Source organism: Corynebacterium sp. CCUG 71335, from assembly GCF_024454075.1.
Taxonomy (GTDB): Bacteria; Actinomycetota; Actinomycetes; order Mycobacteriales; family Mycobacteriaceae; genus Corynebacterium; species Corynebacterium genitalium.
The window spans coordinates 123614-149209 of the sequence record NZ_JAGPYY010000004.1; the positions used below are offsets into that span (position 1 = coordinate 123614).

Consider the following 25596-nt stretch of genomic DNA (forward strand, 5'->3'; position numbering starts at 1 on the left):
TTGATCAGTGTGAAAATTGGTAAAGGTTGTGCAACAGACTAATTAAGTGACCTATGGTTTCCATGTCAGCTCGTGGGCTGATCGCAGTTACATCAAACGCATACGTAACAGATCCGGAAACGGAAACTCGATTCGGGCATGTGGGGAAGCACGCCAAGGATTGGAGTTGACGGAAGCGCCAGGAAGAAGTCCCGGCGCTCCCGTGAGCTCTCTCTTGTTACGCCATGCAGCGCCGATGGGCCGCGCTCATTCCCGCGGGTTCGCATCCGTGACCATTCAATCGTCCGCACGTCAGACTTGACTGTCTGGCCCAGTGTGCCGCGCGTGGCTATCCGACTAAGTTCGGCGCGACCGCCCGCTGCACGGTGGGTTGTGCGGTGAGAGGAATACCTCCGTGGGATTCACCGTTCGTTCCGCGCAGGCGTCGTGGACTCGTTTCCGTTTCCGGAGCGTCGTCCCGGCCGCAGCATGCGCAGTTACCCTGTCCATCGCCAGCTCGTCGACGACCGCTGTCGCTCAGGACACGCCCGTGCCCTCGATTATCTCTGAGATCTCTCAAGGCGAGGCCGAGATCGATCGACTCAATCTGGAGATCGGCGGTCTCGCTGAGTCAGTCAACCAAGCGCTGGTTGATCTCCACGATGCTCAATCGCTTGCTGAGCAGGCCCGCCGCGGTGCTTCTGCGGCACGCGACCGTCTCAACGAGACCCAGGTCGATGTTGAGCGCGCACAGTCGGAGCTGGACGAAATCTCCCGTTCCGCCTACCGGTCTAGTAATGGCGGCGGCGCACGTGTTCAGGCCAACGGTGATGCACGTAAGGACTCCCTTGACCGTCAGACGTATCTGCGGAAGGAATCTGAGGGCAAGCGAGCGACGCTCGAGGAGCTGCAGCGGACGCGTACCCAAGCGGCGAACGAGGAATCGACGCTGCGTCAAGCCAGCAAGCTTGCCGAAGAGCGTGAGCGCGCAGCAACCACTGCGGAGTCCGAGGCTCGACAAACTTTGCAGAACTCGCTGTCTTCTCTGAACGAGCAGCTTGGGCTTCGCGATGACGCGCACGAGAATCTCTCGACTGCGCGGGAAGCGTTGGGCGAGCTGCGTCCGGAAGCTGCGTCTGAGACCGCGGCCCCTCAGGGAGCGAACGAGAGTGAAATTCCGTCCGGCTCTGCTACACCCGTTGAGGAAACGGAACAAGCCGCGGAGACTCTCGAGTCGGCAGAGGCGTCCGAGACCGCTGACGGCGAAACTTCAGTGACCCCGGATGCGGAGAATACAGAAACGCCGGAGCCGGCTGCTGCGGAAACCCCGGTGGAGGAAACCCCGGTGGAGGAAACCCCGGTGGAGGAGAGCTCCGAAACTGGGGAGAGTGACGCTAACGTATCCGAGACTGCTGAAATTGAAGTGCCTGCTGAGGCTTCCGTGACTGTGGAGGAAGCGCCTGCCGGCCCGAGTCGCCCGGTCCTGGGTGACTTGTCCAACCCGGATTCGGTAGCAGCGGCTGTCGACGCTTTCGCTCAGGCTGTTGGGGAAGCACAGCCTGACCACGGTGTGTTCGACGATCCTTACTCGGAGGGTGACCGCGAGATCGCGTCGACGTCGTCAAGCGAAGAGGCGGACAACGCTGTCGCTGCAGCAGATGAAGAGAACGGAACCTCGGTCGCCGAGGTGCTGCCTGAGGTCATGGACGCTGCGCAGGCGACTGAGGAGATCCGTGGCGCAGAGCAGCCGGCGGCTGCGACGGCCCGTGAGGACCAGATCGAGGCTGTGATTGCGCGCGGTGAATCGCAGATTGGCACTCCGTATGTGTGGGGCGGCGGCGACGCCAACGGCCCGACCACCGGTATCCCCGACGGTGTGAGCGCGCACACGGGGCAGGCGGGTTATGACTGCTCCGGTCTGGTGCTCTACGCCTACTCGGGTGCTGGGGTCGATCTGCCGCACTACACCGGCTACCAGTACCAGCGCGGCGAGAAGATCCCTGCCGCCGAAGCTGAGCGCGGTGACCTGCTGTTCTGGGGCGACGGCGGCAACCAGCACGTGGCCATCTACCTCGGTGACGGCATGATGCTCGAGGCACCGCAGAACGGCTCGAACGTGCAGAAGTCCCCGGTTCGCCACAGCGGTATGGCTCCTTACGCGGTCCGTCTGATCTAGCCCGGGCCCACCCCCACGTGATCTAGACTGGGGTCTATGTCCCTGAGTGATTTTGATGCCCTCCTCGTCCTTTCCTTCGGTGGCCCCGAAGGGGAGGACGAGGTTATTCCTTTTCTCGAGAATGTCACCAAAGGCCGCGGCATTCCCCGCGAGCGCCTCGCTGAGGTCGGTGAGCACTACTTCAACTTCGGTGGTGTGAGCCCGATCAACGAGCAGAACCGCACGATCATCTCCAATATTGAGGCGGAGATTGAGCGGCGAGGCGAAACCCTTCCTGTCTACTTCGGCAACCGCAACTGGCGCCCGTTCGCATTGGAAGCGGCCGATGAGATCAAGGCGGACGGCCACCGTAATGTCGCTGTCTTCGCCACCTCGGCCTGGGGTGGGTACTCGGCGTGCCGCCAGTATGACGAAGACATCGTGAAGCTGCGCGAGTCCCACGGCGACATTGAGTTCACGAAGTTGTGGCAGTTCTACGGTCACCCGACCTTCGTCTCGCTCATGGCCGACCATGTCCGCCAGGCGTGGGAGGCCGCAGACCAGGCCACCACGCGCGTGCTGTTCACTGCGCACTCTGTTCCCAACGCGGCTGATGACGCTTCCGGTGGCCCGACCGACGCCAACCTGTACTCGCGCCAGGTCGAGGAGGCGTCCCGGCTGATCGCTGAGGCTGCCGGCCTGCCGTCTTACGAGGTCGTGTGGCAGTCCCGCTCCGGTAACCCGGCTACGCCGTGGCTGGAGCCGGACGTGGTCGACCGCACCGAAGAGCTGCATGATGAAGACAGCTCGATCAAGCACATCATTTGCGTGCCGGTGGGCTTCATCACCGACCACATGGAGGTCATCTGGGACCTCGACACTGAGCTCAAAGAAGCTTGCGATGAGCGCGGCATCACCTTGACTCGTACGCCGACGGTCGGACTCGAGCCGGAATTCGCCAACCTCGTCCTCAATCTCGTGGAAAACACCGCCGCCGGGACCGAACCGAAGACGCTGTCCACGATCACGGTTCAGGGCTGCACGCTCAATGGCGCGCCGTGTAAGGAAGGCTGCTGCACCCCGCAGCGTCACCAGCCGCAGAGCTAAGCCTGCTTTAGTCGCCGCGCTGGTAGTCGAGCACAGCGTCGGCGACACCGGCCATGCGCGCCGTGCGGATGTGGCGCCACAGGGCGAACAGGTGCGGGTCAAATGAATGGTCGCCTAGCGTATCGACGACCGTCTCCACCACCGCCGCAACCGCATCCGCCCGGGCGAACAGTTTGGCCGCACGCGGCGGGGTTCGCATGGGCAACCCCGGGGTGTCGTAGAAGTCTGCCAGTGTCCCCACCGTCAAACGCGGGTTGGGCAGATCTGACCGGATACCCCCGGCCGCCTCGATGAGGACCGCAGCTTCGTTCGTGGCGCGGGAGAGAAGCGCATCCGCCTCGCCGGGGGAGAGCCAGGCCGGTTCAGGCAGGCGCTCGTGCTCCTCGAACCAGCGCCACTGCGTGCCGTTATCGCCATATTCGGGAATCAGGATGTGGTTCGCCCCTGCGTGGCCGCGGATGACCACCGCACCGGCTTCACCAAGGGCCGCTGCCGCTGGCGAACCGGCGGGCAACTCCGGCGGTTGGCCAGGTCCGGATAGGATGAGGCGGACTGCTGGCCCTTCTGTATCCAGGTCGGCTTCGGAACGGACCTCCCGCAGCAGGTGGGCCAGCGGTTGGCCGGCATAGTGGTGGTCCCCGCCGAGGTCCGTCAGCGCCGACACGAGCGCGTCAGTGGACTCGTGCCCATAGAGCCACGCAGCCAACCAGACAGCTGCGTTCTGGAGTGGAGAATAGACTTCGGTGCGGGCATTCACGCCGGAGAAGTATAGCGTGGGGCCCCGATCAGACAGAATGGATCGGCTACACTCTTGGCCACTATGAGCCCATCCCATGATCCTTATGGCGGCGATATTTTCGCTGGCCACGACCGTAAAAAACCGCGAACGTTCCGCACCGTGGAGGCAACTCCGGACGTTATCGCGGAGGTCTTCGGCGACCCGGACGAGTTCGTCGGGGCCGTCGTTGGACTCGAGCGGACCTACGACGGGGATTTCGTCCGCCTCGAAGACCGCCGGGGCACCCAGCGGTTGTTCAAAATGCTGCCCGGAGCGTTTCTGGTGGAGGGGGAGAGGGTGACGTTGGGCAGGCCCGTCGTCAAGCAGGAGCCGCGCAAGTCGAATTCTGGCTCGCGCCGCGTGGACAACGTGCAAGCGAAGGTGGCTATGCCGTCGCGCATTTGGGTCGAGGGCGTGCACGATGCCGCGATTGTGGAAAAGGTGTGGGGGCACGACCTGCGGGTTGAAGGTGTCGTGGTCGAGTTCCTGGAGGGACTGGATAATCTCCCGCAGCGGCTCGAGGAATTCCAGCCCGGCCCCGGCCGGCGCATCGGTGTGTTGGCGGATCACCTCATCGAGGGGTCGAAGGAGTCCCGGCTCGTCGCGAATGTCGGGCCGCACGTGCTGGTCACCGGTCATCCCTACGTGGATATCTGGGCTGCGGTGAAACCGGAGAAGCTCGGCATGCGCGCATGGCCGGACGTGCCTAAAAGCGAAGACTGGAAGACCGGCATTTGCCGGCGGTTGGGATGGTCCGACCCGCGCGAAGGGTGGAATCGCGTGTACAACGCGGTGGAGACCTTCCGCGACATTGACCACACCTTGATCGGTGCGGTGGAGAGACTCGTCGACTTTGTAACTAACCCGGAGCTGAGCAAAGAAGACCTGTAGTCTTTTGAGCGTGGGAACAGTTATTTGGCTTATCGGCACACTTGTTCTCGCCGGTCTTGAACTTGCGGCCGGTGAGTTCACTTTCCTCATGCTCGCCGGAGGTGCCGCGGTTACCGCGGGGGCGTCGCTGTTTGGATTGCCGGTGTGGGCTGAGATTGTCATCTTCGGGCTGTCGTCGGCCGCGTTGATTCTGTTCCTCAAGCCCTGGCTGCACCGTCGGTATTCGAAGCCGCGCGCGCTCGACACATCCCCGAAAGCGCTCGTTGGATCGAGAGCGCACGTGCTGGAAGACATCACTCCGTCGAGCGGCCAAGTGCGTCTCGACGGTTCCATCTGGTCTGCCCGGGCCATTGACCCCGCCCATGTCATCGCGGCGGGTGAACACGTCATTGTTGCTGATATCGACGGGCCAACGGCCGTCGTCTGGAAGGAATAGCCATGCCGTTGACGATCTTTCTCATCGTCCTTTTCCTTTTCATCATCTTCGTCATCTTCCGCTCTATCGCGTTGATCCCGCAGGGCGAAGCTGCCGTCATCGAAAGGTTGGGAACCTACACCCGCACCGTGTCGGGCGGAATCACGCTCTTGGTCCCGTTTGTGGACCGGGTGCGTGAGCGCGTCGATACTCGTGAGCGCGTTGTGTCCTTCCCTCCGCAGGCCGTGATCACCCAGGACAACCTGACCGTGGCGATTGACACGGTAGTGACGTTCCAGATCAACGACCCCGCCCGCGCGATCTACGGCGTGGACAACTACATCGTCGGTGTGGAGCAGATTTCCACCGCAACCCTGCGCGACGTTGTCGGCGGTATGACGCTGGAAGAGACCCTGACCTCGCGCGAGACGATTAACCGCCGCCTGCGTGGTGAGCTCGACGCAGCGACTGCGAAGTGGGGCCTGCGCATTAGCCGAGTGGAGCTCAAGGCGATTGATCCGCCGCCGTCCATCCAGCAGTCCATGGAGATGCAGATGAAGGCGGACCGTGAAAAGCGCGCGATGATCCTCACCTCCGAGGGTCGCCGCGAGTCCGACATTAAGACTGCAGAAGGTGAGAAGCAGGCACGCATCCTCGCCGCGGAGGGTGAGAAGCACGCCGCGATTCTCGCAGCCGAGGCCGAGCGCCAGGCCACCATCCTGCGTGCTGAGGGTGAGCGCGCCGCGAAGTACCTCAATGCGCAGGGTGAAGCCCGCGCAATTCAGAAGGTCAACGCCGCGATCAAGACCTCTGGCGTTACTCCCGAGCTGCTCGCGTTCCAGTACCTGGACAAGCTGCCGCAGATTGCCGAGGGCAAGGGCTCGTCGATGTGGATGATTCCGTCGCAGTTCGGCGACGCGCTGGAGCAGTTTGCGAAGGCCTATGCGAAGAAGGACGACGACGGAGTCTTCCGCTACGAGGCGGCGCTTGTCGACGAAGAGACCAAGGACCTCGCCGGCCGCGAAGACACCGACCAATGGTTCGAGACCGCCCAGGACCCGGAGATCGCCCGTGCCGTGGCAGAAGCCCGCGCTGTGGCCAATAAGCCGGTGGACTCTCCGCTCGACGAGCAGGAAGAGCGCGAAAAGCCGGCGATCAGCTCGCGAGTGAAGCGTAACGGCGACGCGGTTGGCCCGTCTGGTGACGGTGCTTCCCGCCCGGTGGCGATGCCAGGGGAGCCCCATCAGCAAGAGTTCCCGCAGGTAGCCTACGAGCAGCCGCCGACCGGTCAGCCCGGTCAGCCTGGTCAACCCGGTTTTCCGGGCCACCAGTAGTTAGCTGCAACTAGCTGGCGGCCCGGTTGATCAGGTTCACGGCGAGCTGCCACCCAGCCTGCTCGGCCTGCCAGCCGGCGGCCTGAAGCCGCTGGCTCATCGCCTGTTTAGAGATGCCGAGCTCCTCGGCTGCCTCGTTCTGATTCAGTCCTGAGCGCACTAGGGAGGTTGCTTCGCGGCCCTCAAGGGTGCGCTTCGCAAGGACGTGGCTCAAGAGCGCAAAAGCGGCTGCGATGTCGTCAGCACCGGTTGCGTCGGCGGATCCGGCTTCCACTACTACGCTGACAGTTCCCGGACGGTTGCCCACCGCGTCCGTTGCGGCGTAGACAGCGGGGCTTACTGCGGATGATTCCGCGGTGATCCCCAGTCCGATCGCCCAGTCGCCGTCGGATAGAAGTGCCATAATCAGCATGCAAGCGGCTTCGGCGCCATCCACGTGTGCGCGGATGTCCTCCACACCGACGACATCGAAGCTGCCGACACCATCGAGGGTGGACAGTGCCTCGGCGGAGCGCTTGACCAATTGGGCGCGGCGGGTGTCGCGGCCGCGGTAGCGGGCGTGGACAGCAATCATGCGGTCTATTCTACCCGCTAAAGCTAGTGGTCTAGGGTAGGGGATTGACGGGTGGGGAGTCGGGCGTCGATAAGCAAACCGGCGAGGCCGGCAACCGCAAGCACCGCCATGATCGCGATGAAAACAGGGTTCGCCTCACCGGTAAGTGTGTCGCCGAAGATGGTGACCAGGATCGTGCCCGGTGCGGAGCCGATGAGCGTGGCCACTGTGAACGGAACCACGCGCACACGGGTGAGTGCGGCGGTGTAGTTGAGGATGGAGAACGGGATTCCTGCGATCATCCGGAGGCTGAGGATAGCTAGCCATCCTCGTTCCTCTAACCGTTGATTGATGGCCAGAACCGACGGGTGCGTCAGCCGGGGTTCAATCCAGTCGCGGAGCAGAAAGCGCACAATGAGCAGCGAGATCGTGCCGGCCACTGTGGTCGCTGTGAGCGCGAGAAGGGTGCCTTGCACGGTTCCGAAGAGGATGCCAGCTGAAATCGTCATCACGGTGCGGGGGATTGGAAATTGCGTGATCAGGATGTACAAAAGCCAGAAAACGACGGGGAACCAGGGGCCGGTTTGATCGGCCCAGGCGCGAAGAGTGGCCAGGTCCGGGACGTCAAGAAGCATCCACAGCGCAACGAAGGCGACAACCGCCACGAGGAGGGCTGCGATGCGGCGAGGGTCGCGCATGTAAAGCCTCCTGAAACGTGAAAACCGGCTCCTCGGGGGAGCCGGTCAATGGTGCCCGAGGGGGGACTTGAACCCCCACGTCCGTTAATAGGACACTAGCACCTCAAGCTAGCGCGTCTGCCATTCCGCCACCCGGGCTTTGGGTGTTATCGGCCACCAGGATAACCGGGTGGCCGGGCACTCGTAAGACTATAAGGCGTGCGTCGCACGGGGAGCAAATCGCATGGTAGATGTGCGTTTGCATAGAGCGGTGCCGAGATAGTCTCGGCCGAGATCGTGGGCAGGATAGGAAGTTTCCGGTACAAAGGAGCTATGACTGCTTCTTATGACCAAGACCGTTTCCCCGGCCCCGATCCGTACGCACCGCTGGCTGACGTGCCGGCCTTCGAGCTCACGTCGACCGACATAGTCGATGGTGAGCGCCTGGACGACAAGCTGGCCGGCGATGACGCGACCAGCCCGCAGCTGGCGTGGTCCGGTTTCCCGGAAGGCACGAAGACGTTCGCGGTGACCTGCTTTGACCCGGATGCCCCAACCGCATCGGGCTTCTGGCACTGGTCGGCATTCAACATCCCGGCTGATGTCACAGAACTGCCGTCGGGCGCTGGCTCCAAGGAGGACCTCGGTGTCGGTGCGACGACCTGACCGGCTCGTCCGGCATCAAGGGCTACTACGGCGCCAACCCGCCGGAGGGCCACGGCCCGCACCGCTACCTCTACGCTGTCCACGCTGTGGACACTGAGCTGCCTGTCGACGAGATCGCCAACCCAACGCAACTCGGCTTCAACCTGAACTTCCATGCGCTTGGCCGCGCCATCGTGTGGGGCTGGTACGAGAACTAAGCATTGCGCGCGAAGGTTCTTCCAGCGCTGTGTCTGCTTCCGGCGCTTCTTGCCGGGTGCAGCATGAGCGAGGTGCTGGTGCCATCTCTGTCTGCGCCTTCTGAGTCGTCTACGGCTCTTTCGCCGGCTGAAACTCCGACTATTCAGGAGGCCAAGGAGAAGTCGGTGGCCATCCATCGTGAGCTGCAAGCACTAATTGCACAAGGACACTGAGCGCCGGATCGGCCATCATTTCGTCTCTTGACCGTCCGGACGATTTGTCGATGCTCACCATTGATGTGTGGAGTCCCTGTGCAACGCTTCCAGAGGGCGTGAACCCATACTCGTTCAAGATCTAGCCAACACACCGCACGCGGCTGGGCAGCATACCCCCGTGAGGTAAGGTCGCCGGCATGGTCCCCGTTCAGCTCCGTGTCGGCGGTGCCTTCATGGCTCTGGCCGTCGTCCTGATCATCCTCGCCATTATGGCGTTCATCTCCGGAGACAGCGTTTTCACGTTCACGCCGTCTGACCTGATGCTGTGTGTTGCTGCTTTGCTCTTCGGCAGTTTCGGCGCATTCACACGCGAAGAACGGGGCTCCCTCACACGCGTTATCGCACTGGCTCTGACTTCAGTGCTCATCCTTGCGTCGGTGGTCACGCCGAAGACGACCACCGTTTTCACCACCGAGACCTACTGGCTTCTCCTGTGGGCCGGCATGGCGATAATCTGTGCGCTCACTCTGCGCCGTTCAGCCGCCGCTTAGGCCTTCCACTCGAGACCGCTGCCGACGGCTTCGCTGATGTTGCTTAGCCCGTGCGCTCTCACCTGCGCGGCAAGTCCTTTGTGAATGCCGCGGATCCATCCCAGCCCGCCATAAATGAACGGGGTGTAGCCCTGCAGCAGGTGAGCACCAGCCGCGATGCGCTCCCACGCCTGTTCAGGGGTAGAGATGCCGCCCACGCTCACGAGCACGAGCTTCCCGCCGACACGCGCGTGCAGCCGCTTGAGCACTTCGAGCGAGCGCTTTGCGACGGGCGCGCCAGACACCCCGCCAGCCCCCAACGCCGCGACCTCGTCCGCGTCGGTTTTCAACCCCTCGCGGCTGATCGTGGTGTTGGTGGCCACAATGCCTGCCAGACCCAGATCAAGGGCGAGGTCGGCGACGGCATCGACATCCTGGTCGGAAAGATCCGGGGCGATCTTCACCAGGACCGGGGTGTCGGTCGATTCCTGCACTGCGGTGAGGATGGGGCGCAGCTCCTCGATGGCTTGCAGGTCACGCAGGCCGGGTGTGTTGGGGGAGGAGACGTTGACCACCAGGTAGTCGGCAAGCGGACCGAGCAAGGAGGCACCAGTGCGGTAGTCGGCGACAGCATTCTTGGAGGTCTTGTTTTTGCCGATATTGATTCCAACAACGTCGTTGGAGTGCTTGCGCTCCAACCTGCGGGCCACATCGAGCGCGCCCTCATTATTGAAGCCCATGCGGTTCAAGATCGCTTTATCGGCTGGCAAACGGAACAGGCGCGGGGCCGGGTTGCCTGGCTGCGGGCGCGGGGTAACGGTGCCGAGCTCGGCGTATCCAAAGCCGATTGCCCCCCACGAGTCGATGGCCGTGGCGTTCTTATCAAAGCCCGCGGCGAGGCCGAGTGGGGCGGGGAAGGAGACGTCGAAAAGCGTCTGCTTGAGCACGGGGTCATGAACGCGGACGAGTTTTTCCATGCCGCGGTTGGCTGGGGTGACCGCATTCAACAGCGTGAGCGAGCCACCGATGATGCCGTGGATACGCTCCGGGGGGAGTAGGAACATGACCTTGAGAAGACGGTCGTAGGCGCTCACAGCGGTCTCCTTTTAGTTGGTGGCACTATCGACAGTAGCCGGATCGATGACTTGCAGCCCGTCGCCTGAGGCGGAGCCGAGCACGAGTGAGCCGTCTTCCAGCACTATGAGGCTTTGAGCATCAGCAACAGTGTTCAGCTTCCCCTTTTCCAGGGGTACACCCTGGGAAAGGTCATAGGCGGTGACCGTGTTGGTCTCGGTGGAGCTCACCCAGGCAAGACGGCGCTTCGAGTCCCACGCGACATCCCAGGGGCTGCCGTCGGTAGGCACCATTTGGTGCAGTCGGACGACTTCATCCGTGGTGTAGACCAGCATGCGGTTGCCGGTGGCATCGGCAGCCAGCACCATGCCGTTTTCGCCGAAGGCGACTTTGCCCACGCCCAATCCAACACGCAGTGTTCCGCCCTGGCGCCCTTCGACGTGAAGGTCTTGGATCGTGGTGTCAAAGCGGTTGATGCGCACGACTCGGTCATCGTCGTCCGTCTGCTCCTGCGCAAGGAGGTAGTCGGACGGACGGGCCACTGTGAAGGTATCTAGCTCGGTGCCGTCCTCGGCGTAGATCCAGACGCGTTCTTCCGTGTCGGAACCAGCGATGATGCCGCCGCCGAAGAGGGGAGCAGCAACAGTCACGTCGTCGCCGACGGGAACGATTGTGTTCGGGTTACTCGGGGCAGAAGGGTCGACCAGTTCGACCTCGTTGTGGTCCGCGCGCGCAACCGCGAACTTGCCGGCGTTCGCCGAGATGTCCGCGGCGTCGGGATCGATTGCGGTTTCCCGCGCATTGCCGGAGGTGAGCATGTCGATGTCGCCGACGAGCAGTTTGTCGCCAGCCCGCACACCAAGGCCGCCGTCTTTGATCTCGGTATCGGTGCGCGTTGCCGGCACGAGATCGATGTCTTGGATCGGGTCGAAGTCGATGACCTCACCCGCTGGGTCAGTTGCGTCTGGTGAGGCCACGGGCTCGGCGTTGCCCATGGTGTCCATCTGCTCCTCGCCCTGCTCGATCATGCCTTGGGTGCAGCCGGTCAAAACCAGGCTGGCAGAGACAACAACAGGCAAGAACACACGCTTTTTCACGGTTGTCAGCCTATCAACTGGCCAACCGCCACCAATTTGCTGGCCGTGCGCCATGATTGCCGGTATTCAGCCGCGGAGGGTATATCGTTGTGCTCCGTGATTGAAGCAGCTGAAAACATGTCGTGGATTCAGGTCATCGTTCTGTCGATCGTCCAGGGGTTGACCGAGTTCTTGCCCGTGTCCTCCTCTGGGCACCTGAGGATTGTCTCCGAACTGTTCTGGGGCCAAGACGCTGGCGCCAGCTTCACCGCCGTCATCCAGCTGGGCACAGAGCTGGCCGTTCTCGTGTTCTTCGCGAAGGACATTTGGCGGATTCTGACGGCCTGGTTCGCTGGGCTCGTCGACAAGAGCAAGCGCGGTTTCGACTACCGGATGGGTTGGATGGTCATTGTCGGCACCATTCCTGTCGGCCTAGCAGGCGTGCTGCTCAAAGACCTGATCCGTGAGAACTTCCGCAACCTGTGGATCACCGCGACGGTACTGATCGTCTTTTCCTTCGTGTTCATTCTCGCCGAGCGCAAGGGCCGCAAAACGCGCGGCTTCGACGAGCTGACCATGAAAGACGCCATCATCATGGGCCTGTGGCAGTGCCTCGCGCTCATTCCGGGCGTGTCGCGCTCCGGCGGCACGATCTCCGGTGGTCTGTTCTTGAACCTCGACCGCGAGGTGGCCACGCGCTTCAGCTTCCTGCTTGCGATTCCGGCAGTGCTCGCCTCCGGGCTCTTTTCGCTTCCCGACGCCTTCGACCCCCAGGCCGGTCAAGCCGCCTCCGGTATTCAGCTCTTCGTCGGGGCGGGTATCGGCTTTGTGCTCGGCTACATCTCGATTGCGTGGCTGCTGCGGTTTGTCTCGCACCACTCGTTCGCGTGGTTCGCGGCCTATCGCATCCCGCTCGGCGTGATCGTGATGATCCTGCTGGCCACCGGCGTGATGCAGCCGGTGTAGCGGGCTTGCGATTCGTTGTCGCACCCTAGGGGCCGGCCTGCGAACAAGTTCGAGTTTCGTAATATCTCAGATCGAAGCCACGTTGTATCGGTGACATCTCGCAACTAGCGTTGGGCTCGATAGGAAGAGGAAACTTGGCACATGACTTTGCGTAACTTGAGATTCTTCGCGATGTTGTCTTTGCTTTCAATCTTCGGATTGTTTGTGGCCCGGCAGTATTTCGGGCTCAGTGAGCCCTTAGCTTCTCGCCTAATGCTGGTTGCGGTGGTGGCGGCAATTTGTTCCTTCACCGCCTTGGGGATTGAAGGCTTCAAAAGCATGAGAAGGGACTCCAGGTAGAACGCAAAAGTGTTCGACCGCCGGTATCCGTGCATATCCGGGATATCGTGCAATGCCAGGTGCGGTGAGCTTTCACTCGGCTGAGCTCGATTAATGTGCTTGGCTGCTGCGCTTCGTGTCGCACCACTCGTTCGCGTGGTTCGCGGCGTATCGCATCCCGCTCGGAGTGATCGTGATGATCCTGCTGGCCACCGGCGTGATGCAGCCGGTGTAGCGCCGGTGCACATAGCAGTTCTGTAGGCTGACCACATGCACTCTTGGCCCGCGCCCTCCGTCCCCGCAGTCGCCGGAACTCCTGTCCCGCTGACCCTTTTTGACACCGCTGACCAGCAGGCCAAGGAGGTTGACACCACGGCCACGACCAGTGGCGGTGAAATCGGGATGTACGTCTGCGGCATCACGCCGTATGACTCCACTCACCTGGGCCACGCAGCGACGTACCTCACGTTTGATCTGGTCCACCGCCAGCTCAACGCCAACGGCCACAGTGTCCATTACGTCCAGAACATCACTGATGTCGACGACCCGCTGTTCGAGCGCGCCGAGCGCGACGGGGTGGACTGGCGCGAACTTGGTCAGAGCCAGACCGACCTGTTCCGCACCGACATGGAAATCCTCTCCGTCATCCCCCCGCGCGACTACATCGGCGCGATGGAATCCGTCGATGAGGTCATTGCAATGGTGCAGACGCTGCTGGACAACGGCAGTGCGTATGAGCTTGTCGACGACTCCGGTGACCACCCCGTCACCGACATCTACGCGCCCATCACAGCAACCGAGCAGTTCGGCTACGAGTCCAACCTCGACCGCGCCACGATGGAGGAGTACTTCGCCGAGCGCGGCGGCGACCCGGAGCGTACAGGCAAGCGCGACCCGCTGGACGCGCTGCTGTGGCGCGGCCACCGTGAGGGCGAACCGTCGTGGGAGGCCCGCTTCGGTGCAGGCCGGCCGGGATGGCACATCGAATGCTCCGCAATTGCGACGAATCGTTTGGGAACGCAGTTCGCCATTCAAGGCGGCGGCTCTGACTTAGCTTTTCCGCACCATGAGTTCTCCGCCGCCCACGCTGAGGCCGCGTACGACGTCCCGCGCATGGCCGGCCACTACGTCCACGCCGGCATGATCGCGCTCGACGGGGTGAAGATGTCTAAGTCTCTGGGCAACCTCGTCTTCGTGCACAAGCTGCGCGAAGAAGGGCACGACGCGTCCGCGATCCGTCTCGCAGTGTTCGGCGGCCACTACCGTGACGACCGCGACTTCTCCTACGCCGTCTTGGACCAGGCCGAGCAGCGTTTGGCCAATTGGCGCGAAGCTCTCGCGAATGAGGTCAGCGAAGACGAGGCGGTAGGTACCGTCGATAAGCTGCGTGCTGCTCTCGCGGACGACCTGAACACTCCAGAGGCGCTGCGCATTGTGGACGCAGCACACGGTGACCACAACGGGATCGTTGCAGCTGCACTGGACGGCTTGCTTGGCGTGCGGGTGTAGCGAAACTGCGCCACAATAGCGGGTATGACAATCCGCGATCAGTTCCAGAGCGACGTCGACGAGTTCATCGACGACCTGACCACGTTTGCAACCGGTTCGTACCTGCAGGACAGCGATAAGGAACTGTGGGAGGAGCCGTTTGACCCGGCAGTCCTGCCGGACCTGAAAGAGCTCATCGAGAAGTACCTCGACGCCCTGGAGATCATCGGCGACGACCCGGACGGGGAGAAGCTGAACTCGGTCGTGGAACCGTTCTTTGCCAAGCTCGACGAGTTCAACGCCAAGCACGCTGAAGCTGTCCTGGAGCCGGAGGAGAAGTCGGACTTGCAGGACCTTGCGTACCGCGCGGCTGCGGCCACCGGCGCTGACGACGAAGCACTCAACTCCCTTCCCGAGCTTGACTAGCCGCACACCAAGCACGGCGCCGAAGGCCGTGTTCTGGGACATGGACGGCACGATGGTTGACACTGAGCCGCTGTGGGGCATTGCCACCTACGAGCTCTCAGAGCTGCTTGGCCGCAGGTTAAGCGCAGAAAAGCGCGAAGAGACAGTCGGCGGTGCCTTTGCGAACACGTTGCGCGTGTGCGCGGAGTGGGCGGGAGTCGAGCTTGTCGACGGTGATTATGACCGTTACCGGTCCTGGATGTACCAGCGGATGGGCGAATTGCTCGCCGGCGATGTGGAGCCGAATCCCGGCGTGCGCGACTTTCTCGCCTCTCTCAAGGGCGCGGGGATGCGGATGCTGGTGACCACGAACACGGAACGCGAACTGGCGGACTACTGCATTGACATCGTCGGCCGTGAGTTCTTCGTCGACTCTGTCACCGGTGATGAGGTGGCCCAGCCGAAACCGGCGCCGGACATGTATCTGCGTGCTGCCGAGATCGTGGGGGAGGATCCCGTCGATTGCCTCGTTTTCGAGGATTCTTGGGCCGGTATGTCCGCAGCCGCCACGGCCGGGTGCGTTGTGCTTGGGCTTGCCGAAGAAGTACCGGAAGGTGTGGTGCGGTTTGATCCAGCCGAGTTCGTCGGCGCTGATGCACACGATGTGTCCGCATGGTTCAGCGCTGCCCGGGATCGGATAAAGTAACTCGCGTGAAAAACTTCGAGGATCTTTTCGCGGAACTGACCACCAAAGCAGCCGAGCGTCCGGCCGGTTCGGGCACGGTGGATGCTCTGGACAAGGGTGCGCATTTCATCGGCAAGAAGATCCTCGAAGAAGCCGGTGAGGTGTGGACCGCCTCCGAGTACCAGTCCGACGAGGAACTCGCCGAGGAGATGAGCCAGCTGATCTACTGGACGCAGGTGATGATGGTCCACCGCGGCCTGATCCCGGACGACATCTACAAATACCTCTAATAGGAGCCCTGACACCCCCCATGATCAAGATCGCCGTGCCCAACAAGGGCTCCCTGTCTGAGGCTGCGACCGGCATCCTCAAAGAAGCTGGCTACAAGGGCCGCGGATACACCAAGGCTCTCAACATTGTCGACGAAGCCAACGGAGTCGAGTTCTTCTTCCTGCGCCCGAAAGACATTGCCATTTATGTCGCCGGAGGCCATCTTGATCTGGGCATCACCGGCCGCGACCTGATGCTCGATTCGCGTGCGGATGTTGAGGAAATCCTCGATCTCGGTTTCGGTGGCTCCACCTTCCGCTTCGCTGCGCCCGCCGATGTGGCCGAGAGCATGACCATTGCAGATCTTGAGGGCAAGCGCCTGGCGACCTCCTACCCGCACTTGGCGGCCGACTACCTCGCCGACCGCGGCATTAACGCTGAAGTGATCCGTCTCGACGGTGCAGTAGAGATCGCCATCAAGCTCGGTGTGGCCGATGCTATTGCCGACGTGGTCTCCACCGGTGCCACGCTGCACCAACAGGGGCTTGCCCCGTTCGGGGAGCCGATTGTGGCAAGCGAGGCAATCGTGGTCAAGCGCACCGGGCGCGAGCTGACCGTAGAAGATGAGATCGTGCTCTCGCGCATCCGCGGTATTCTCACCGCGCACAACTTCGTCATGCTCGACTACAACGTCTCGCGCGACAACCTGCAGTCCGCGGTGGACATCACCCCGGGGCTGACCGGGCCGACGGTCTCCCCGCTGCAGCGTGAGAACTGGGTCGCCGTGCGCGCAATGGTTCCGCGCAAGGAAGCGAACCTACTCATGGACCGTCTCGCCGCAGCTGGCGCTGAAGCTATCCTCGCCTCGGAGCTCAAGATCGCGCGAATCTAAATCTGGCTACACTGGGCACGTATGGGCTACAGAACAGAAGAAGATTTGCTCGGTACCGTCGACGTTCCCGACGACAAGTACTACGGCGTGCACACGATGCGCGCGATCGACAACTTCCAGATCTCGTCCGCCAAGATCCAGGACTACCCGGATTTTGTCCGCGGCATGGTCATGGTCAAGAAGGCCGCCGCGATGGCCAACCGCCGTCTGCACACCCTGCCGAAGGACAAGGCTGACGCGATCATCGCCGCATGCGACCAGATTCTTCACGACGGCCGGTGCATGGACCAGTTTCCTATCGACGCCTACCAAGGCGGCGCGGGCACCTCGGTGAACATGAACACCAACGAGGTCGTGGCCAACCTTGCGCTCGAGCTCCTGGGTCACCCGAAGGGTTCCTACGACGTCATCAACCCGAACGACGATGTCAACATGTCGCAGTCCACGAACGACGCGTACCCGACTGGTTTCCGCCTGGGCCTGCACCAGTCATTCCAGGGCCTCATCGAGGAACTGGATGAACTGCAGAAGGCGTTCCGTTCCAAGGGCGATGAGTTCCACGACATCCTCAAAATGGGCCGCACCCAGCTGCAGGACGCTGTCCCCATGACTCTGGGCCAAGAGTTCACCGCCTTCGGTGCCAATCTCGCGGAGGAGCAGGACCGACTGCGCCAGGCAGCGGACTCGCTTTTGGAGATCAACCTGGGCGCCACCGCAATCGGCACCGGCGTGAACACTCCGGGCGGCTACCGCGACCAAGTCACCGCCGCTTTGCGCGAGGTCACTGGCCTGCCAATCTCCACCTCCCCGGACCTTATCGAGGCAACGAGTGACACCGGCGGTTACGTCATGGCTCACTCCGCCCTGAAGCGCGCAGCCATGAAGCTGTCAAAGATCTGCAACGACCTGCGCCTTTTGTCCTCTGGCCCGCGCGCCGGCCTGAATGAGATCAACCTGCCGGAGCGCCAGGCTGGTTCCTCGATCATGCCCGCGAAGGTCAACCCGGTCATCCCCGAAGTGGTCAACCAGGTGTGCTTCAAGGTGTTCGGCAACGACGTCACCGTCTCTATGGCCGCCGAGGCCGGCCAGCTCCAGCTCAACGTGATGGAGCCGGTCATCGCTCGCAGCTTGTTCGGGTCCATCTCACTGCTGCGCAACGCCGCGAAGACGCTGCGTGAGAAGTGCGTCACTGGCATTACCGCCAACAAGGACGTCTGCCAGGGTTATGTGGAGAACTCCATCGGCATCATCACCTACCTCAACCCGTTCATCGGCCACCACAATGGTGACCTGATCGGCAAGGAGGCCGCTGAGACGGGCCGCGGTGTGCGCGAGCTCGTGCTGGAGAAGGAGCTTCTCGACGAAGAAACCCTCGACAAGATTCTCTCCAAGGAAAACCTCATGCACCCGGAGTTCCGCGGCAAGCTCTACCTGGAGTGAGACGCAAACGGGGGTTAGCCTCGCCACAATCCGCCTCTGACCGCTCTACCAGCCTGGTAGGGCGGTCTTTTGCGTCGCATACTGGGGGTATCGCAACTCAACAGAGCTCTCACTGTGCTCGAGAAAGGACCCCGTTGTGCTGTTAGTGCTTCAGCTCATCATCCTCTTCGGCGCCATCATTTTGGGCGCCCGCCTGGGTTCCATCGCTATCGGTTTCGCCGGAGGTTTGGGCGTTATCGCGCTCGGCTTGACCGGCATGCAGGTCACTGCCGAAGACATTCCCTTTGATGTCATCGGCATCATCATGTGCGTCATCGCTGCGATTTCAGCGATGCAGCTCGCCGGCGGAATGGACTACCTGGTGTATCTGGCGGAGAAGTTCCTCCGCCGCGACCCGAAGCGCGTGACGTTGTACGCGCCGATTGTCACCTGGCTCATGACCGTCCTAGCCGGAACCGGCCACACCGCGTTCTCCACGCTGCCCGTCATTGTGGAGGTGGCGAAGGAGGGCAAGGTCCGGCCGTCGCGCCCCCTGACGGTGGCGGTCATCGCTTCCCAGATGGCCATTGTCGCTTCACCGATCTCGGCCGCTGTGGTCTTCATGGCAGACCTGCTTGAGCCTCACGGCGTGGGTTACCTGCAGCTGCTCGGTGTGATGATTCCTGCGACATTCCTGGCCATCTTTCCCACGGCATGGTTGGCCAACCGAATGGGCAAGGACCTTGTAGACGACCCTGTTTACCGCCAGCGACTCGAGGAAGGCTTGGTCAAGCCTCCCGCATCGCAGACCGGTTACGCACCGACAAAGGGCGCGAAAACATCTGTGATCATTTTCCTCGTCGCCATTGTCGTAGTCATGGTGTACGCAACGATCATTTCCGATCAAGTCGGTCTCATCGCAGAACCCACGATCCCGCGCAATGAGGCGATCATGACCATCATGCTGGCGGCCGCGGCCATCATTCTCATGGTGACAAAGCAGCACGCCGCGCAGGTCTTGAACACTCAGGTGTTCCGCTCCGGAATGTCGGCCGCGGTCTGTGTGCTCGGTGTCGCATGGCTGGGCACCACCTTCATTAACCACTACATCGACGAGATTCAGGACATCTCCGGTAACGTGCTGCAATCTCAGCCGTGGCTGTTGGCGGTCGTGCTTTTCTTTGCGGCATCTCTGCTGTACTCCCAGGCAGCCACCGCGAAGGCGCTCATGCCAGCGGCTATTGCCATTGGAGTTAGCCCGCTGACTGCAGTCGCCGCGTTCCCGGCAGTGTCCGCGCTGTTCGTCTTGCCTACATACCCGACTCTGCTCGCGGCAGTGGAGATGGACGACACCGGTTCCACGCGGATCGGAAAATACGTCTTTGACCACCCGTTCATCATTCCGGGCACAGTGTGCATCATTCTCTCCGTCCTGTTGGGTTACGGTTTCGGTGCGGTGCTGATATAGGGCGCCTACGCTGGGAGGTATGAACGCTCCTACCACTGACGTCGCTATTGCCCAAGCCCACACACTCGAACCGATCGGGGACATCGCCGCGAAGGCCGGTGTGCCCGACGGTGCACTCATCCCGTACGGCAGAAACATGGCGAAGGTGGATGTCAGTGCGCTTCAATCGGCGGGCCGCGACCACAAGAATGGAAAGCTCATCCTCGTCACCGGTGTGTCGCCGACCCCGGCTGGCGAAGGCAAGTCGACCGTCCTGATTGGTCTGACCGACGCATTGGCGCAGCAGGGCCACAACGCCATGGTCGCTCTGCGTGAACCGTCGCTGGGCCCAGTCATGGGCATCAAGGGCGGTGCCGCCGGTGGTGGTTACTCGCAGGTGGTGCCGATGGAAAACATCAACCTTCACTTCACCGGTGACTTCCATGCGATCACGTCGGCCAACAACACGCTTGCCGCGATGATCGACAACCACATCCAGCAGGGCAACGAGCTGGGAATCGATGCCCGGCGCGTGACATGGCAGCGCTGCTTGGACGTCAACGACCGCTCCCTGCGCAACGTGGTCACCGGGCTCGGTGGCCCAGCCTCTGGTGTCCCAGCCCAGACCGGCTTCACCATTACCGCGGCCAGCGAGATCATGGCTGTACTCGGCCTCGCCACCGACCTCGAAGACCTGAAAGCGCGGCTGGCGCGGATCACCATTGGCCTGACTTTCGACGGGAATCCTGTCACCGCCGGTGATCTCCACGCCGAAGGTGCCATGGCAGCGCTGCTCAAGGAAGCTCTCAACCCGAACCTTGTGCAGACTCTCGGGGGTACACCAGCGTTCATTCACGGCGGCCCGTTTGCGAACATTGCGCACGGCTGCAACACCCTCATCGCCACCCGCACCGCGCAGCAGTGCGCCGACATCGTACTCACCGAGGCGGGCTTCGGGTCTGACCTGGGTGCAGAGAAGTTCTTCGATATCAAGGCCGCATACGGGAACTTGGATGTCGCCGGCGCAGTGATTGTGGCGACGATTCGTTCGCTGAAGTACAACGGCGGCATCGACAAGCAGAAGCTCACGGACGAGAACCTTGAGGCGCTCAAGGCGGGCGTGGTCAATCTCGAGCGCCACGTGGAGAACGTGCGGAAGTTCGGTGTCACGCCAGTTGTCGCGCTCAACCTGTTCGCGTCCGATACGCAGGCAGAACGCGACTTCATGCGTGAATGGGCCGACACATTCGGCGTCGCCCTGGAGGAAGCCGAGGTGTGGGCGAAAGGCGGCGAAGGAGCCCAGAAACTGGCCACAACGCTGTTGGACAACCTCACCGAAGGCACGTCGAAGACACTGTATGACCCTGCCGATGGGATTGAGAATGCTATCGAAACCCTCGTCCGGGAGATTTACCGCGCCGACAAGGTGCAGTACTCGGTCAATGCACAGCGCGACTTGAAGACGATCAAGGACAACGGCTGGGACACCCTTCCGGTGTGCGTCTCAAAGACCCAGTACAGCTTCTCGGATGACCCAGCTGCGCTTGGTGCACCGGAGGGACACACATTGCACGTGCGCAAGCTCATCCCACGCACCGGAGCTGGCTTCATCGTCGCTCTGACCGGCGACGTGATGACCATGCCGGGGTTACCCAAGGTGCCCGCCGCCAACAATATCGACGTCGACGCCAACGGGACGATCAGCGGGTTGTTCTAAACCTCCGGAACAGTCTCCGCTGCGGACCCCGGCCATCCGGGGTACTCCGGCGGTGTCCCACCGTAGATCGGGCACAGGGCTTGGAACGAGCACCAGTTGCACAGCTTCGACGGCTTTGGGCGGAAGTTGCCGGACTGCCCGTCGGATTGAATCTTGTGCCACAGGTCGCCCAGATCGCGCTCGAAGAATTCGAGTTCTTCCCGCGATGGGGCAAGGAAGAGCGAATCGATCACTTTGAGGTACATCAGCCTCAGCTGGTGCGGAATCGTGCCGAACATGCGCCAATACACCAGCGCATAGAAACGCATCTGGAACTTTGCTTCGTCAGAGAAGCGGGGCGAGGGCTTCTTGCCCGTCTTGTAGTCGACAACACGGATTTCACCCGTGGGCGCAATGTCCACGCGGTCGATGAACCCGCGCACGGGAACACCATTCGGCAGCACGGCATCGACGTACATTTCTTGGGCGTGTGAGTCGAAACCGTGCGGGTTCTCCATCTCGAAGTACCCGCGCAGCAGGGAACGCGCCGCGACGAACAGGGCGTACTCGTCAGCAATAGGGTCGGCGCAGGAAGAATCGTCGATAAGCATCTTCTGCCATGCCGGCTTGATGCGCTTCACCGCGGCGGGGTAAGTCCGCTCCTCGCGGGGCCAGGCGTGCATCTCCTCGAGAACAGCATGCACAAGCGTGCCGGTGACCTGCGCTTCCGTCTTCGGTTCCGGGATCCGGTCGATTGCGCGGAGGCGATACTTCAACGGGCACTGCAGGTAGTCGTTGGCGCGCGAAGGGGAGAGGGCAAGCGGTTTCATCGTGCCCACCATTCTAAGGTGGAGCCATGAACCTCTCCGAATTTATCGCAGCAAGCCCAAGCGCGTTCCATGCCGCCGCGAACGTCCGCGACGAGCTGGTGGCCGCAGGCTTTCCCGACGACCAGATCCTCGTCCACGGCGGCGCCGTGATCGCATGGTGGATCCCGGAGAACCCGAACCCGCGTTTCCGCATCATCGGCTCGCACACCGACTCGCCGGGGCTGATGCTCAAGCCCGACCCCGACTTCGTCCGTGAGGGGTTCCGCCAGCTCGCCGTTGAAGTCTACGGCGGGCCGATTCTGTCCTCGTGGTTCGACCGCGAGCTCACCTTCGCCGGGCGTGTGTCGCTTATCGACGGCTCCACCCACCTCGTATCCACCGGCCCCATCGCGCGAGTACCCAACCTAGCGATCCACCTCTACCGCGGTGACGCGCCGGAAATGGACAGGCAAGTGCACATGCAGCCGGTGATGGCTGTGGACCGGCCGTTCATGGACGTCGTGGCTGAGCAGCTCGGTGTGAAGCCGGAGGAGATCATCGCGCACGAACTCAGCTCCGCTGATGCTCAGCCCCCGGTCGTGATGGGCGATGTCATGGCTGCGGGCCGCTTGGATAACCTGTCGAGTGTGCACGCGTCGCTGCAGGCCATGGTGCGCGCGAAGGATGAGGTGAAGGACGTGCTCGTCCTCGCCGCATTCAACCACGAGGAGGTCGGCTCAGCCTCGGCCACCGGGGCGGGCGGGCCGTTGCTCGAGCGGGTGCTCACACGCGTTGCCCGCGATCTGGGTGACCCGCTGGATATCTTCGCCGAGTCGACGATGATCTCGGCTGATGCCGCCCACGCTGTGCACCCGAACTACCCGGGCAAGCATGACCCGACCCACCGTCCGCTGATGAACCGCGGGCCGGTGCTGAAGATCAACGCGAACCAGCGCTACTCCTCGGACGCGGAAACGGAAGCGACCTGGATCCGTGCCTGCCGCAACGCGAACGTGCCGGTGCAGACGTTCGTCGGGCACAACGGGGTGCCATGCGGGTCGACGATCGGCCCGATTGCCTCGACGCGCCTAGGCATCCCCACTGTTGACGTAGGCGTGCCGCTGCTATCGATGCACTCTGCCCGCGAGTTGGTCGGCGTGCAGGACCAGGCCTGGTTCGAGGATGCGCTGTCCGCCTTCCTGCGTGGCGACTGCTAGAAAGGACTCCCATGTATTCAGGCCCATTCCGCCCCGGCGACAAGGTGCAGCTGACCGACGCGAAGCGCCGCCACTTCACCATTGAGCTCGTCCCCGGCGCGACGTACCACACGCACAAGGGCGGCATCTCCCACGACGACATCATCGGCGCCGACGAAGGCTCCGTGGTGAAGTCCTCCAACGGTGCCGACTATCTGTGCTTCCGCCACCTGCTCGTGGACCATGTCCTGTCGATGCCCCGCGGCGCGGCGGTTATCTACCCGAAGGACGCCGGCCAGATCCTCGTCGAGGGCGACATTTTCATGGGTGCCCGCGTGCTGGAGGCTGGTGCTGGCTCCGGTGCGCTGACGATGTCCCTGCTGCGCGCAGTCGGCCCGGAAGGTCACGTGTTCTCTTACGAGATTCGTGACGATCACTTGGCTTTTGCCGAGGATAACGTCGACGACTACTTCGGGCAGCGCCCGTCCTGGTGGACCCCGCGCCTGGGCGACTTCGGCGAGGTGACCCAAGAAGACCTCGGCGGTCCCGTCGACCGCGTCATTTTGGACATGGTGGAGCCGTGGCACTTCATCGATACGGTGAAGGACATCCTCATCCCGGGCGGGGTGTTCATGACGTACGTGGCCACAGTGCCGCAGTTGATGAACATCGTCGAAGGTATCCGCGAAGCGAAGTGCTTCACCGAACCGCGCTCCTGGGAGACCCTCCTGCGCGAATGGAAAGTCGAGGGCCTGGCCACCCGCCCGGAGCACCGCATGAACGCGCACACAGCGTTTTTGGTGTGGACCCGCAGGCTTGCCGACGGTGTCACGCCCCCTCGTCCGCAGCGTCGAGCCCGCAGATAAGCTGGAGTCATGAACGATGCCGACCTCCGCGAGCTGAAACAGCAGAACCAGGCTCTCTCCGCGCGCAACAAGCAGCTCGCGGAGATGTTGAAGGTCTCCCGCGACAAGCTCAAGGACCTTTCCGCGCAGGTCGACGCATTGTCCGAGCCGGCGTCGACGTACGGCATCTACCTCGCCCCAGCGCGCCGCGGACAAGAAGCTGAAGTGTTCACGTCCGGCCGACGGATGCGTTTGAAGGTCTCGCCGCATATTGAGCCGGGCACGCTCACTCCGGGTGGACTTGTGCGCCTCGGCGAAGGGTCGATTGTCGTGGAGGCGGCCGGTTTCCCTAAGGCCGGGCAGCTGGCAACCCTGTCGGAGAAAATCGGGTTTGACCGCGCCATCGTCGCTGACATGCAGGGCGCGGAACAGGTCGTCCAGCTTGCCGAGAATGTTCGCGCCAAGGCCCGCGCAGGCGACACCGTGCTTATCGACGCAAAAGCGGGCTACGCCTTCGAACGCATCCCCAAAACTGAGGTCAACCAGCTATCCCTCGAAGAGATTCCCGACGTCACCTACGCCGACATCGGCGGCCTGCGGAACCAGATCGAGACGATCCGGGATTCTGTCGAGCTGCCGTTCACGCACCCGGAGCTGTACAAGGCCTATAACTTGAAACCGCCGAAGGGGCTGCTGCTCTACGGCCCGCCCGGTTGTGGAAAGACACTGATCGCCAAAGCGGTCGCGAACTCGCTGTCCACTCGCATCGGTGACGGGGGAGCGGCGCACTTCCTCAACGTCAAGGGCCCCGAGCTGCTGAATAAGTACGTCGGCGAAACAGAGCGCCGCATCCGCCTCATCTTCGAGCGCGCCCGCGAACTCGCCGGCGAAGGACGGCCCGTCATCGTCTTCTTCGACGAGATGGAGTCGATCTTCCGGACCCGCGGCTCCGGTGTGTCCTCCGACATGGAAACGACCGTCGTCCCCCAGTTGCTTACGGAGATCGACGGTGTGGAAGACATCGCCAACGTCATCGTCATCGGCGCCACCAACCGGGAAGAGCTCATCGACCCGGCGATTTTGCGGCCCGGCCGCCTAGACATCAAAATCCGTGTCGACCGTCCCTCACGCGAGGAGGCCCGCGAGATCTTCGCCCGCTACATCACTGACGATGTTCCGCACGCGGAGGAGGTGGAAGATCTGGTGAACGCGGGCGTCGATAAGCTCTTTGCCCCGCGTCCTTTCGTCCAGCTCACGCTTGTCGACGGCACCACCGAAACCCTCCACTACTCCGACTTCGTCTCCGGCGCGATGATCGCCAACGTCGTCGACCGTGCGAAGAAGCTGGCTATTAAGGATGAAATTTCGGGCGCGGGTTCGGGAGTTTCCGTCGAGCACGTGCGCGCCGCAGTTCGTGCAGAGCAGGACGAGAGCGAGGACATGCCAAACGTGTCCAACCCGGACGAATGGGCGCGCATTTCGGGCCGCACCGGCAAACGAGTCGTGGCTGCTGAGGTGCTGTAGGTGTCCGGG

The 25596-nt window shown here is 62.4% G+C and carries 24 protein-coding genes, 1 tRNA gene and 2 pseudogenes; 20 read left to right on the plus strand and 7 right to left on the minus strand.

The genetic code is table 11. The features are described from left to right. Nucleotides 1–394: 394 nt before the first annotated feature. Complete coding sequence (locus tag KBX19_RS11365; protein WP_255997648.1) at nucleotides 395–2155, plus strand: DIP1281 family NlpC/P60 protein; 1761 nt, start codon at nucleotides 395–397, stop codon at nucleotides 2153–2155. Between the two features lie 36 nt (nucleotides 2156–2191). Further along, nucleotides 2192–3241, plus strand: a complete 1050-nt coding sequence (locus tag KBX19_RS04530; RefSeq protein ID WP_255997650.1) for a ferrochelatase — start codon at nucleotides 2192–2194, stop codon at nucleotides 3239–3241. 7 nt (nucleotides 3242–3248) lie between these two features. Here the strand turns inward: KBX19_RS04530 and KBX19_RS04535 are convergent, their stop codons facing one another. Then, nucleotides 3249–3998 (minus strand): hypothetical protein, encoded by a 750-nt coding sequence (locus KBX19_RS04535; RefSeq protein ID WP_040423701.1) that lies wholly within the window; start codon nucleotides 3996–3998, stop codon nucleotides 3249–3251. A 63-nt stretch (nucleotides 3999–4061) separates the two neighbouring features. Between KBX19_RS04535 and KBX19_RS04540 the strand changes: the two genes are divergently transcribed. Genes KBX19_RS04540 through KBX19_RS04550 form a run of 3 tightly spaced genes read left to right on the plus strand, consistent with a single transcriptional unit; the run spans nucleotide 4062 to nucleotide 6659 of the window. Next, the gene (locus tag KBX19_RS04540) at nucleotides 4062–4910 is read left to right on the plus strand and encodes a DUF3097 domain-containing protein (protein ID WP_255994937.1); all 849 of its coding nucleotides are present in this window, start codon (nucleotides 4062–4064) and stop codon (nucleotides 4908–4910) included. Nucleotides 4911–4920: 10 nt separating this feature from the next. Next, nucleotides 4921–5346: an NfeD family protein gene (locus KBX19_RS04545; RefSeq protein ID WP_255994936.1), complete on the plus strand. Its 426-nt coding sequence runs from the start codon at nucleotides 4921–4923 to the stop codon at nucleotides 5344–5346. Between the two features lie 2 nt (nucleotides 5347–5348). Continuing rightward, nucleotides 5349–6659 carry an SPFH domain-containing protein gene (locus tag KBX19_RS04550; RefSeq protein ID WP_005290116.1) on the plus strand — a complete coding sequence of 437 codons (1311 nt, stop codon included), beginning with the start codon at nucleotides 5349–5351 and terminating at the stop codon, nucleotides 6657–6659. Nucleotides 6660–6669: 10 nt separating this feature from the next. Here KBX19_RS04550 and KBX19_RS04555 read toward each other — a convergent pair whose 3' ends face one another. The 3 genes from KBX19_RS04555 to KBX19_RS04565 form a co-directional block, all read right to left on the minus strand. Then, nucleotides 6670–7233 (minus strand): hypothetical protein, encoded by a 564-nt coding sequence (locus KBX19_RS04555; RefSeq protein ID WP_005290118.1) that lies wholly within the window; start codon nucleotides 7231–7233, stop codon nucleotides 6670–6672. A gap of 23 nt (nucleotides 7234–7256) precedes the next feature. Continuing rightward, nucleotides 7257–7910, minus strand: coding sequence for a TVP38/TMEM64 family protein (locus tag KBX19_RS04560; RefSeq protein WP_255997653.1), 654 nt, complete (start codon nucleotides 7908–7910; stop codon nucleotides 7257–7259). A 49-nt stretch (nucleotides 7911–7959) separates the two neighbouring features. Beyond that, nucleotides 7960–8048 (minus strand) — tRNA-Leu (locus tag KBX19_RS04565). A 174-nt stretch (nucleotides 8049–8222) separates the two neighbouring features. Here KBX19_RS04565 and KBX19_RS04570 point away from each other — a divergent pair. After that, a pseudogene (locus KBX19_RS04570) lies at nucleotides 8223–8752 on the plus strand (YbhB/YbcL family Raf kinase inhibitor-like protein). A 392-nt stretch (nucleotides 8753–9144) separates the two neighbouring features. After that, nucleotides 9145–9498, plus strand: coding sequence for a hypothetical protein (locus KBX19_RS04575; RefSeq protein WP_005290122.1), 354 nt, complete (start codon nucleotides 9145–9147; stop codon nucleotides 9496–9498). Here the strand turns inward: KBX19_RS04575 and KBX19_RS04580 are convergent. Continuing rightward, on the minus strand, nucleotides 9495–10571 hold the full coding sequence (locus KBX19_RS04580; protein ID WP_005290123.1) for a quinone-dependent dihydroorotate dehydrogenase: 1077 nt from the start codon (nucleotides 10569–10571) through the stop codon (nucleotides 9495–9497). The genes KBX19_RS04575 and KBX19_RS04580 overlap by 4 nt on opposite strands. 12 nt (nucleotides 10572–10583) lie before the next feature. Continuing rightward, complete coding sequence (locus KBX19_RS04585) at nucleotides 10584–11648, minus strand: WD40 repeat domain-containing protein (protein ID WP_040423707.1); 1065 nt, start codon at nucleotides 11646–11648, stop codon at nucleotides 10584–10586. Nucleotides 11649–11765: 117 nt separating this feature from the next. Here KBX19_RS04585 and KBX19_RS04590 point away from each other — a divergent pair, with 117 nt between their 5' ends. From KBX19_RS04590 to KBX19_RS04635, 10 genes and pseudogenes are all read left to right on the plus strand, one after another. After that, a complete protein-coding gene (locus KBX19_RS04590) occupies nucleotides 11766–12593 on the plus strand; it encodes an undecaprenyl-diphosphate phosphatase (protein WP_083770291.1) in 828 nt (275 codons plus the stop codon). Between the two features lie 436 nt (nucleotides 12594–13029). Continuing rightward, nucleotides 13030–13146, plus strand: a pseudogene (locus KBX19_RS04595) (undecaprenyl-diphosphatase); the annotation flags it as partial. A 35-nt stretch (nucleotides 13147–13181) separates the two neighbouring features. Beyond that, on the plus strand, nucleotides 13182–14420 hold the full coding sequence (gene mshC, locus KBX19_RS04600) for a cysteine--1-D-myo-inosityl 2-amino-2-deoxy-alpha-D-glucopyranoside ligase (protein WP_005290128.1): 1239 nt from the start codon (nucleotides 13182–13184) through the stop codon (nucleotides 14418–14420). A gap of 24 nt (nucleotides 14421–14444) precedes the next feature. Continuing rightward, a complete protein-coding gene (locus tag KBX19_RS04605) occupies nucleotides 14445–14825 on the plus strand; it encodes a hypothetical protein (RefSeq protein ID WP_005290130.1) in 381 nt (126 codons plus the stop codon). Continuing rightward, a complete protein-coding gene (locus KBX19_RS04610) occupies nucleotides 14818–15510 on the plus strand; it encodes an HAD family phosphatase (protein WP_255997654.1) in 693 nt (230 codons plus the stop codon). The genes KBX19_RS04605 and KBX19_RS04610 overlap by 8 nt, the downstream gene beginning before the upstream one ends. Before the next feature lie 5 nt (nucleotides 15511–15515). Continuing rightward, entirely contained in the window at nucleotides 15516–15779 is a 264-nt protein-coding gene (locus KBX19_RS04615) for a phosphoribosyl-ATP diphosphatase (protein WP_005290134.1), read from the plus strand. Between the two features lie 20 nt (nucleotides 15780–15799). After that, the gene (hisG, locus tag KBX19_RS04620; RefSeq protein ID WP_005290136.1) at nucleotides 15800–16651 is read left to right on the plus strand and encodes an ATP phosphoribosyltransferase; all 852 of its coding nucleotides are present in this window, start codon (nucleotides 15800–15802) and stop codon (nucleotides 16649–16651) included. 21 nt (nucleotides 16652–16672) lie between these two features. Beyond that, nucleotides 16673–18091, plus strand: coding sequence for an aspartate ammonia-lyase (aspA, locus tag KBX19_RS04625; RefSeq protein WP_005290137.1), 1419 nt, complete (start codon nucleotides 16673–16675; stop codon nucleotides 18089–18091). Nucleotides 18092–18227: 136 nt separating this feature from the next. Further along, entirely contained in the window at nucleotides 18228–19538 is a 1311-nt protein-coding gene (locus KBX19_RS04630) for an anaerobic C4-dicarboxylate transporter (protein ID WP_370686997.1), read from the plus strand. A 19-nt stretch (nucleotides 19539–19557) separates the two neighbouring features. Beyond that, nucleotides 19558–21234 (plus strand): formate--tetrahydrofolate ligase, encoded by a 1677-nt coding sequence (locus KBX19_RS04635; protein ID WP_005290141.1) that lies wholly within the window; start codon nucleotides 19558–19560, stop codon nucleotides 21232–21234. Here KBX19_RS04635 and KBX19_RS04640 read toward each other — a convergent pair. Further along, nucleotides 21231–22043, minus strand: a complete 813-nt coding sequence (locus KBX19_RS04640) for a RecB family exonuclease (RefSeq protein WP_232210293.1) — start codon at nucleotides 22041–22043, stop codon at nucleotides 21231–21233. The two genes, KBX19_RS04635 and KBX19_RS04640, sit on opposite strands and share 4 nt — an antisense overlap. Before the next feature lie 26 nt (nucleotides 22044–22069). Between KBX19_RS04640 and KBX19_RS04645 the strand changes: the two genes are divergently transcribed. Genes KBX19_RS04645 through arc form a run of 3 tightly spaced genes read left to right on the plus strand, consistent with a single transcriptional unit; the run spans nucleotide 22070 to nucleotide 25587 of the window. Continuing rightward, the gene (locus tag KBX19_RS04645) at nucleotides 22070–23239 is read left to right on the plus strand and encodes a M18 family aminopeptidase (protein ID WP_005290145.1); all 1170 of its coding nucleotides are present in this window, start codon (nucleotides 22070–22072) and stop codon (nucleotides 23237–23239) included. A gap of 11 nt (nucleotides 23240–23250) precedes the next feature. Then, nucleotides 23251–24084 (plus strand): tRNA (adenine-N1)-methyltransferase, encoded by an 834-nt coding sequence (locus KBX19_RS04650; RefSeq protein WP_005290147.1) that lies wholly within the window; start codon nucleotides 23251–23253, stop codon nucleotides 24082–24084. A 9-nt stretch (nucleotides 24085–24093) separates the two neighbouring features. Beyond that, nucleotides 24094–25587, plus strand: a complete 1494-nt coding sequence (gene arc, locus KBX19_RS04655; RefSeq protein ID WP_005290149.1) for a proteasome ATPase — start codon at nucleotides 24094–24096, stop codon at nucleotides 25585–25587. Nucleotides 25588–25596: the final 9 nt, after the last annotated feature.

Bases quoted from the DNA above. Each gene is read 5' to 3' on its own strand.
- KBX19_RS04605 (WP_005290130.1), top strand. From the start codon at position 14,445: ATGACAATCCGCGATCAGTTCCAGAGCGACGTCGACGAGTTCATCGAC.
- hisG (WP_005290136.1), top strand. From the start codon at position 15,800: ATGATCAAGATCGCCGTGCCCAACAAGGGCTCCCTGTCTGAGGCTGCG.
- KBX19_RS04640 (WP_232210293.1), bottom strand. From the start codon at position 22,043: ATGAAACCGCTTGCCCTCTCCCCTTCGCGCGCCAACGACTACCTGCAG.
- KBX19_RS04560 (WP_255997653.1), bottom strand. From the start codon at position 7,910: ATGCGCGACCCTCGCCGCATCGCAGCCCTCCTCGTGGCGGTTGTCGCC.
- KBX19_RS04590 (WP_083770291.1), top strand. From the start codon at position 11,766: ATGTCGTGGATTCAGGTCATCGTTCTGTCGATCGTCCAGGGGTTGACC.
- KBX19_RS04540 (WP_255994937.1), top strand. From the start codon at position 4,062: ATGAGCCCATCCCATGATCCTTATGGCGGCGATATTTTCGCTGGCCAC.
- KBX19_RS04635 (WP_005290141.1), top strand. From the start codon at position 19,558: ATGAACGCTCCTACCACTGACGTCGCTATTGCCCAAGCCCACACACTC.
- KBX19_RS04575 (WP_005290122.1), top strand. From the start codon at position 9,145: ATGGTCCCCGTTCAGCTCCGTGTCGGCGGTGCCTTCATGGCTCTGGCC.
- KBX19_RS04530 (WP_255997650.1), top strand. From the start codon at position 2,192: ATGTCCCTGAGTGATTTTGATGCCCTCCTCGTCCTTTCCTTCGGTGGC.
- KBX19_RS04645 (WP_005290145.1), top strand. From the start codon at position 22,070: ATGAACCTCTCCGAATTTATCGCAGCAAGCCCAAGCGCGTTCCATGCC.
- KBX19_RS04650 (WP_005290147.1), top strand. From the start codon at position 23,251: ATGTATTCAGGCCCATTCCGCCCCGGCGACAAGGTGCAGCTGACCGAC.
- KBX19_RS04555 (WP_005290118.1), bottom strand. From the start codon at position 7,233: ATGATTGCTGTCCACGCCCGCTACCGCGGCCGCGACACCCGCCGCGCC.
- mshC (WP_005290128.1), top strand. From the start codon at position 13,182: ATGCACTCTTGGCCCGCGCCCTCCGTCCCCGCAGTCGCCGGAACTCCT.
- KBX19_RS04550 (WP_005290116.1), top strand. From the start codon at position 5,349: ATGCCGTTGACGATCTTTCTCATCGTCCTTTTCCTTTTCATCATCTTC.
- arc (WP_005290149.1), top strand. From the start codon at position 24,094: ATGAACGATGCCGACCTCCGCGAGCTGAAACAGCAGAACCAGGCTCTC.
- aspA (WP_005290137.1), top strand. From the start codon at position 16,673: ATGGGCTACAGAACAGAAGAAGATTTGCTCGGTACCGTCGACGTTCCC.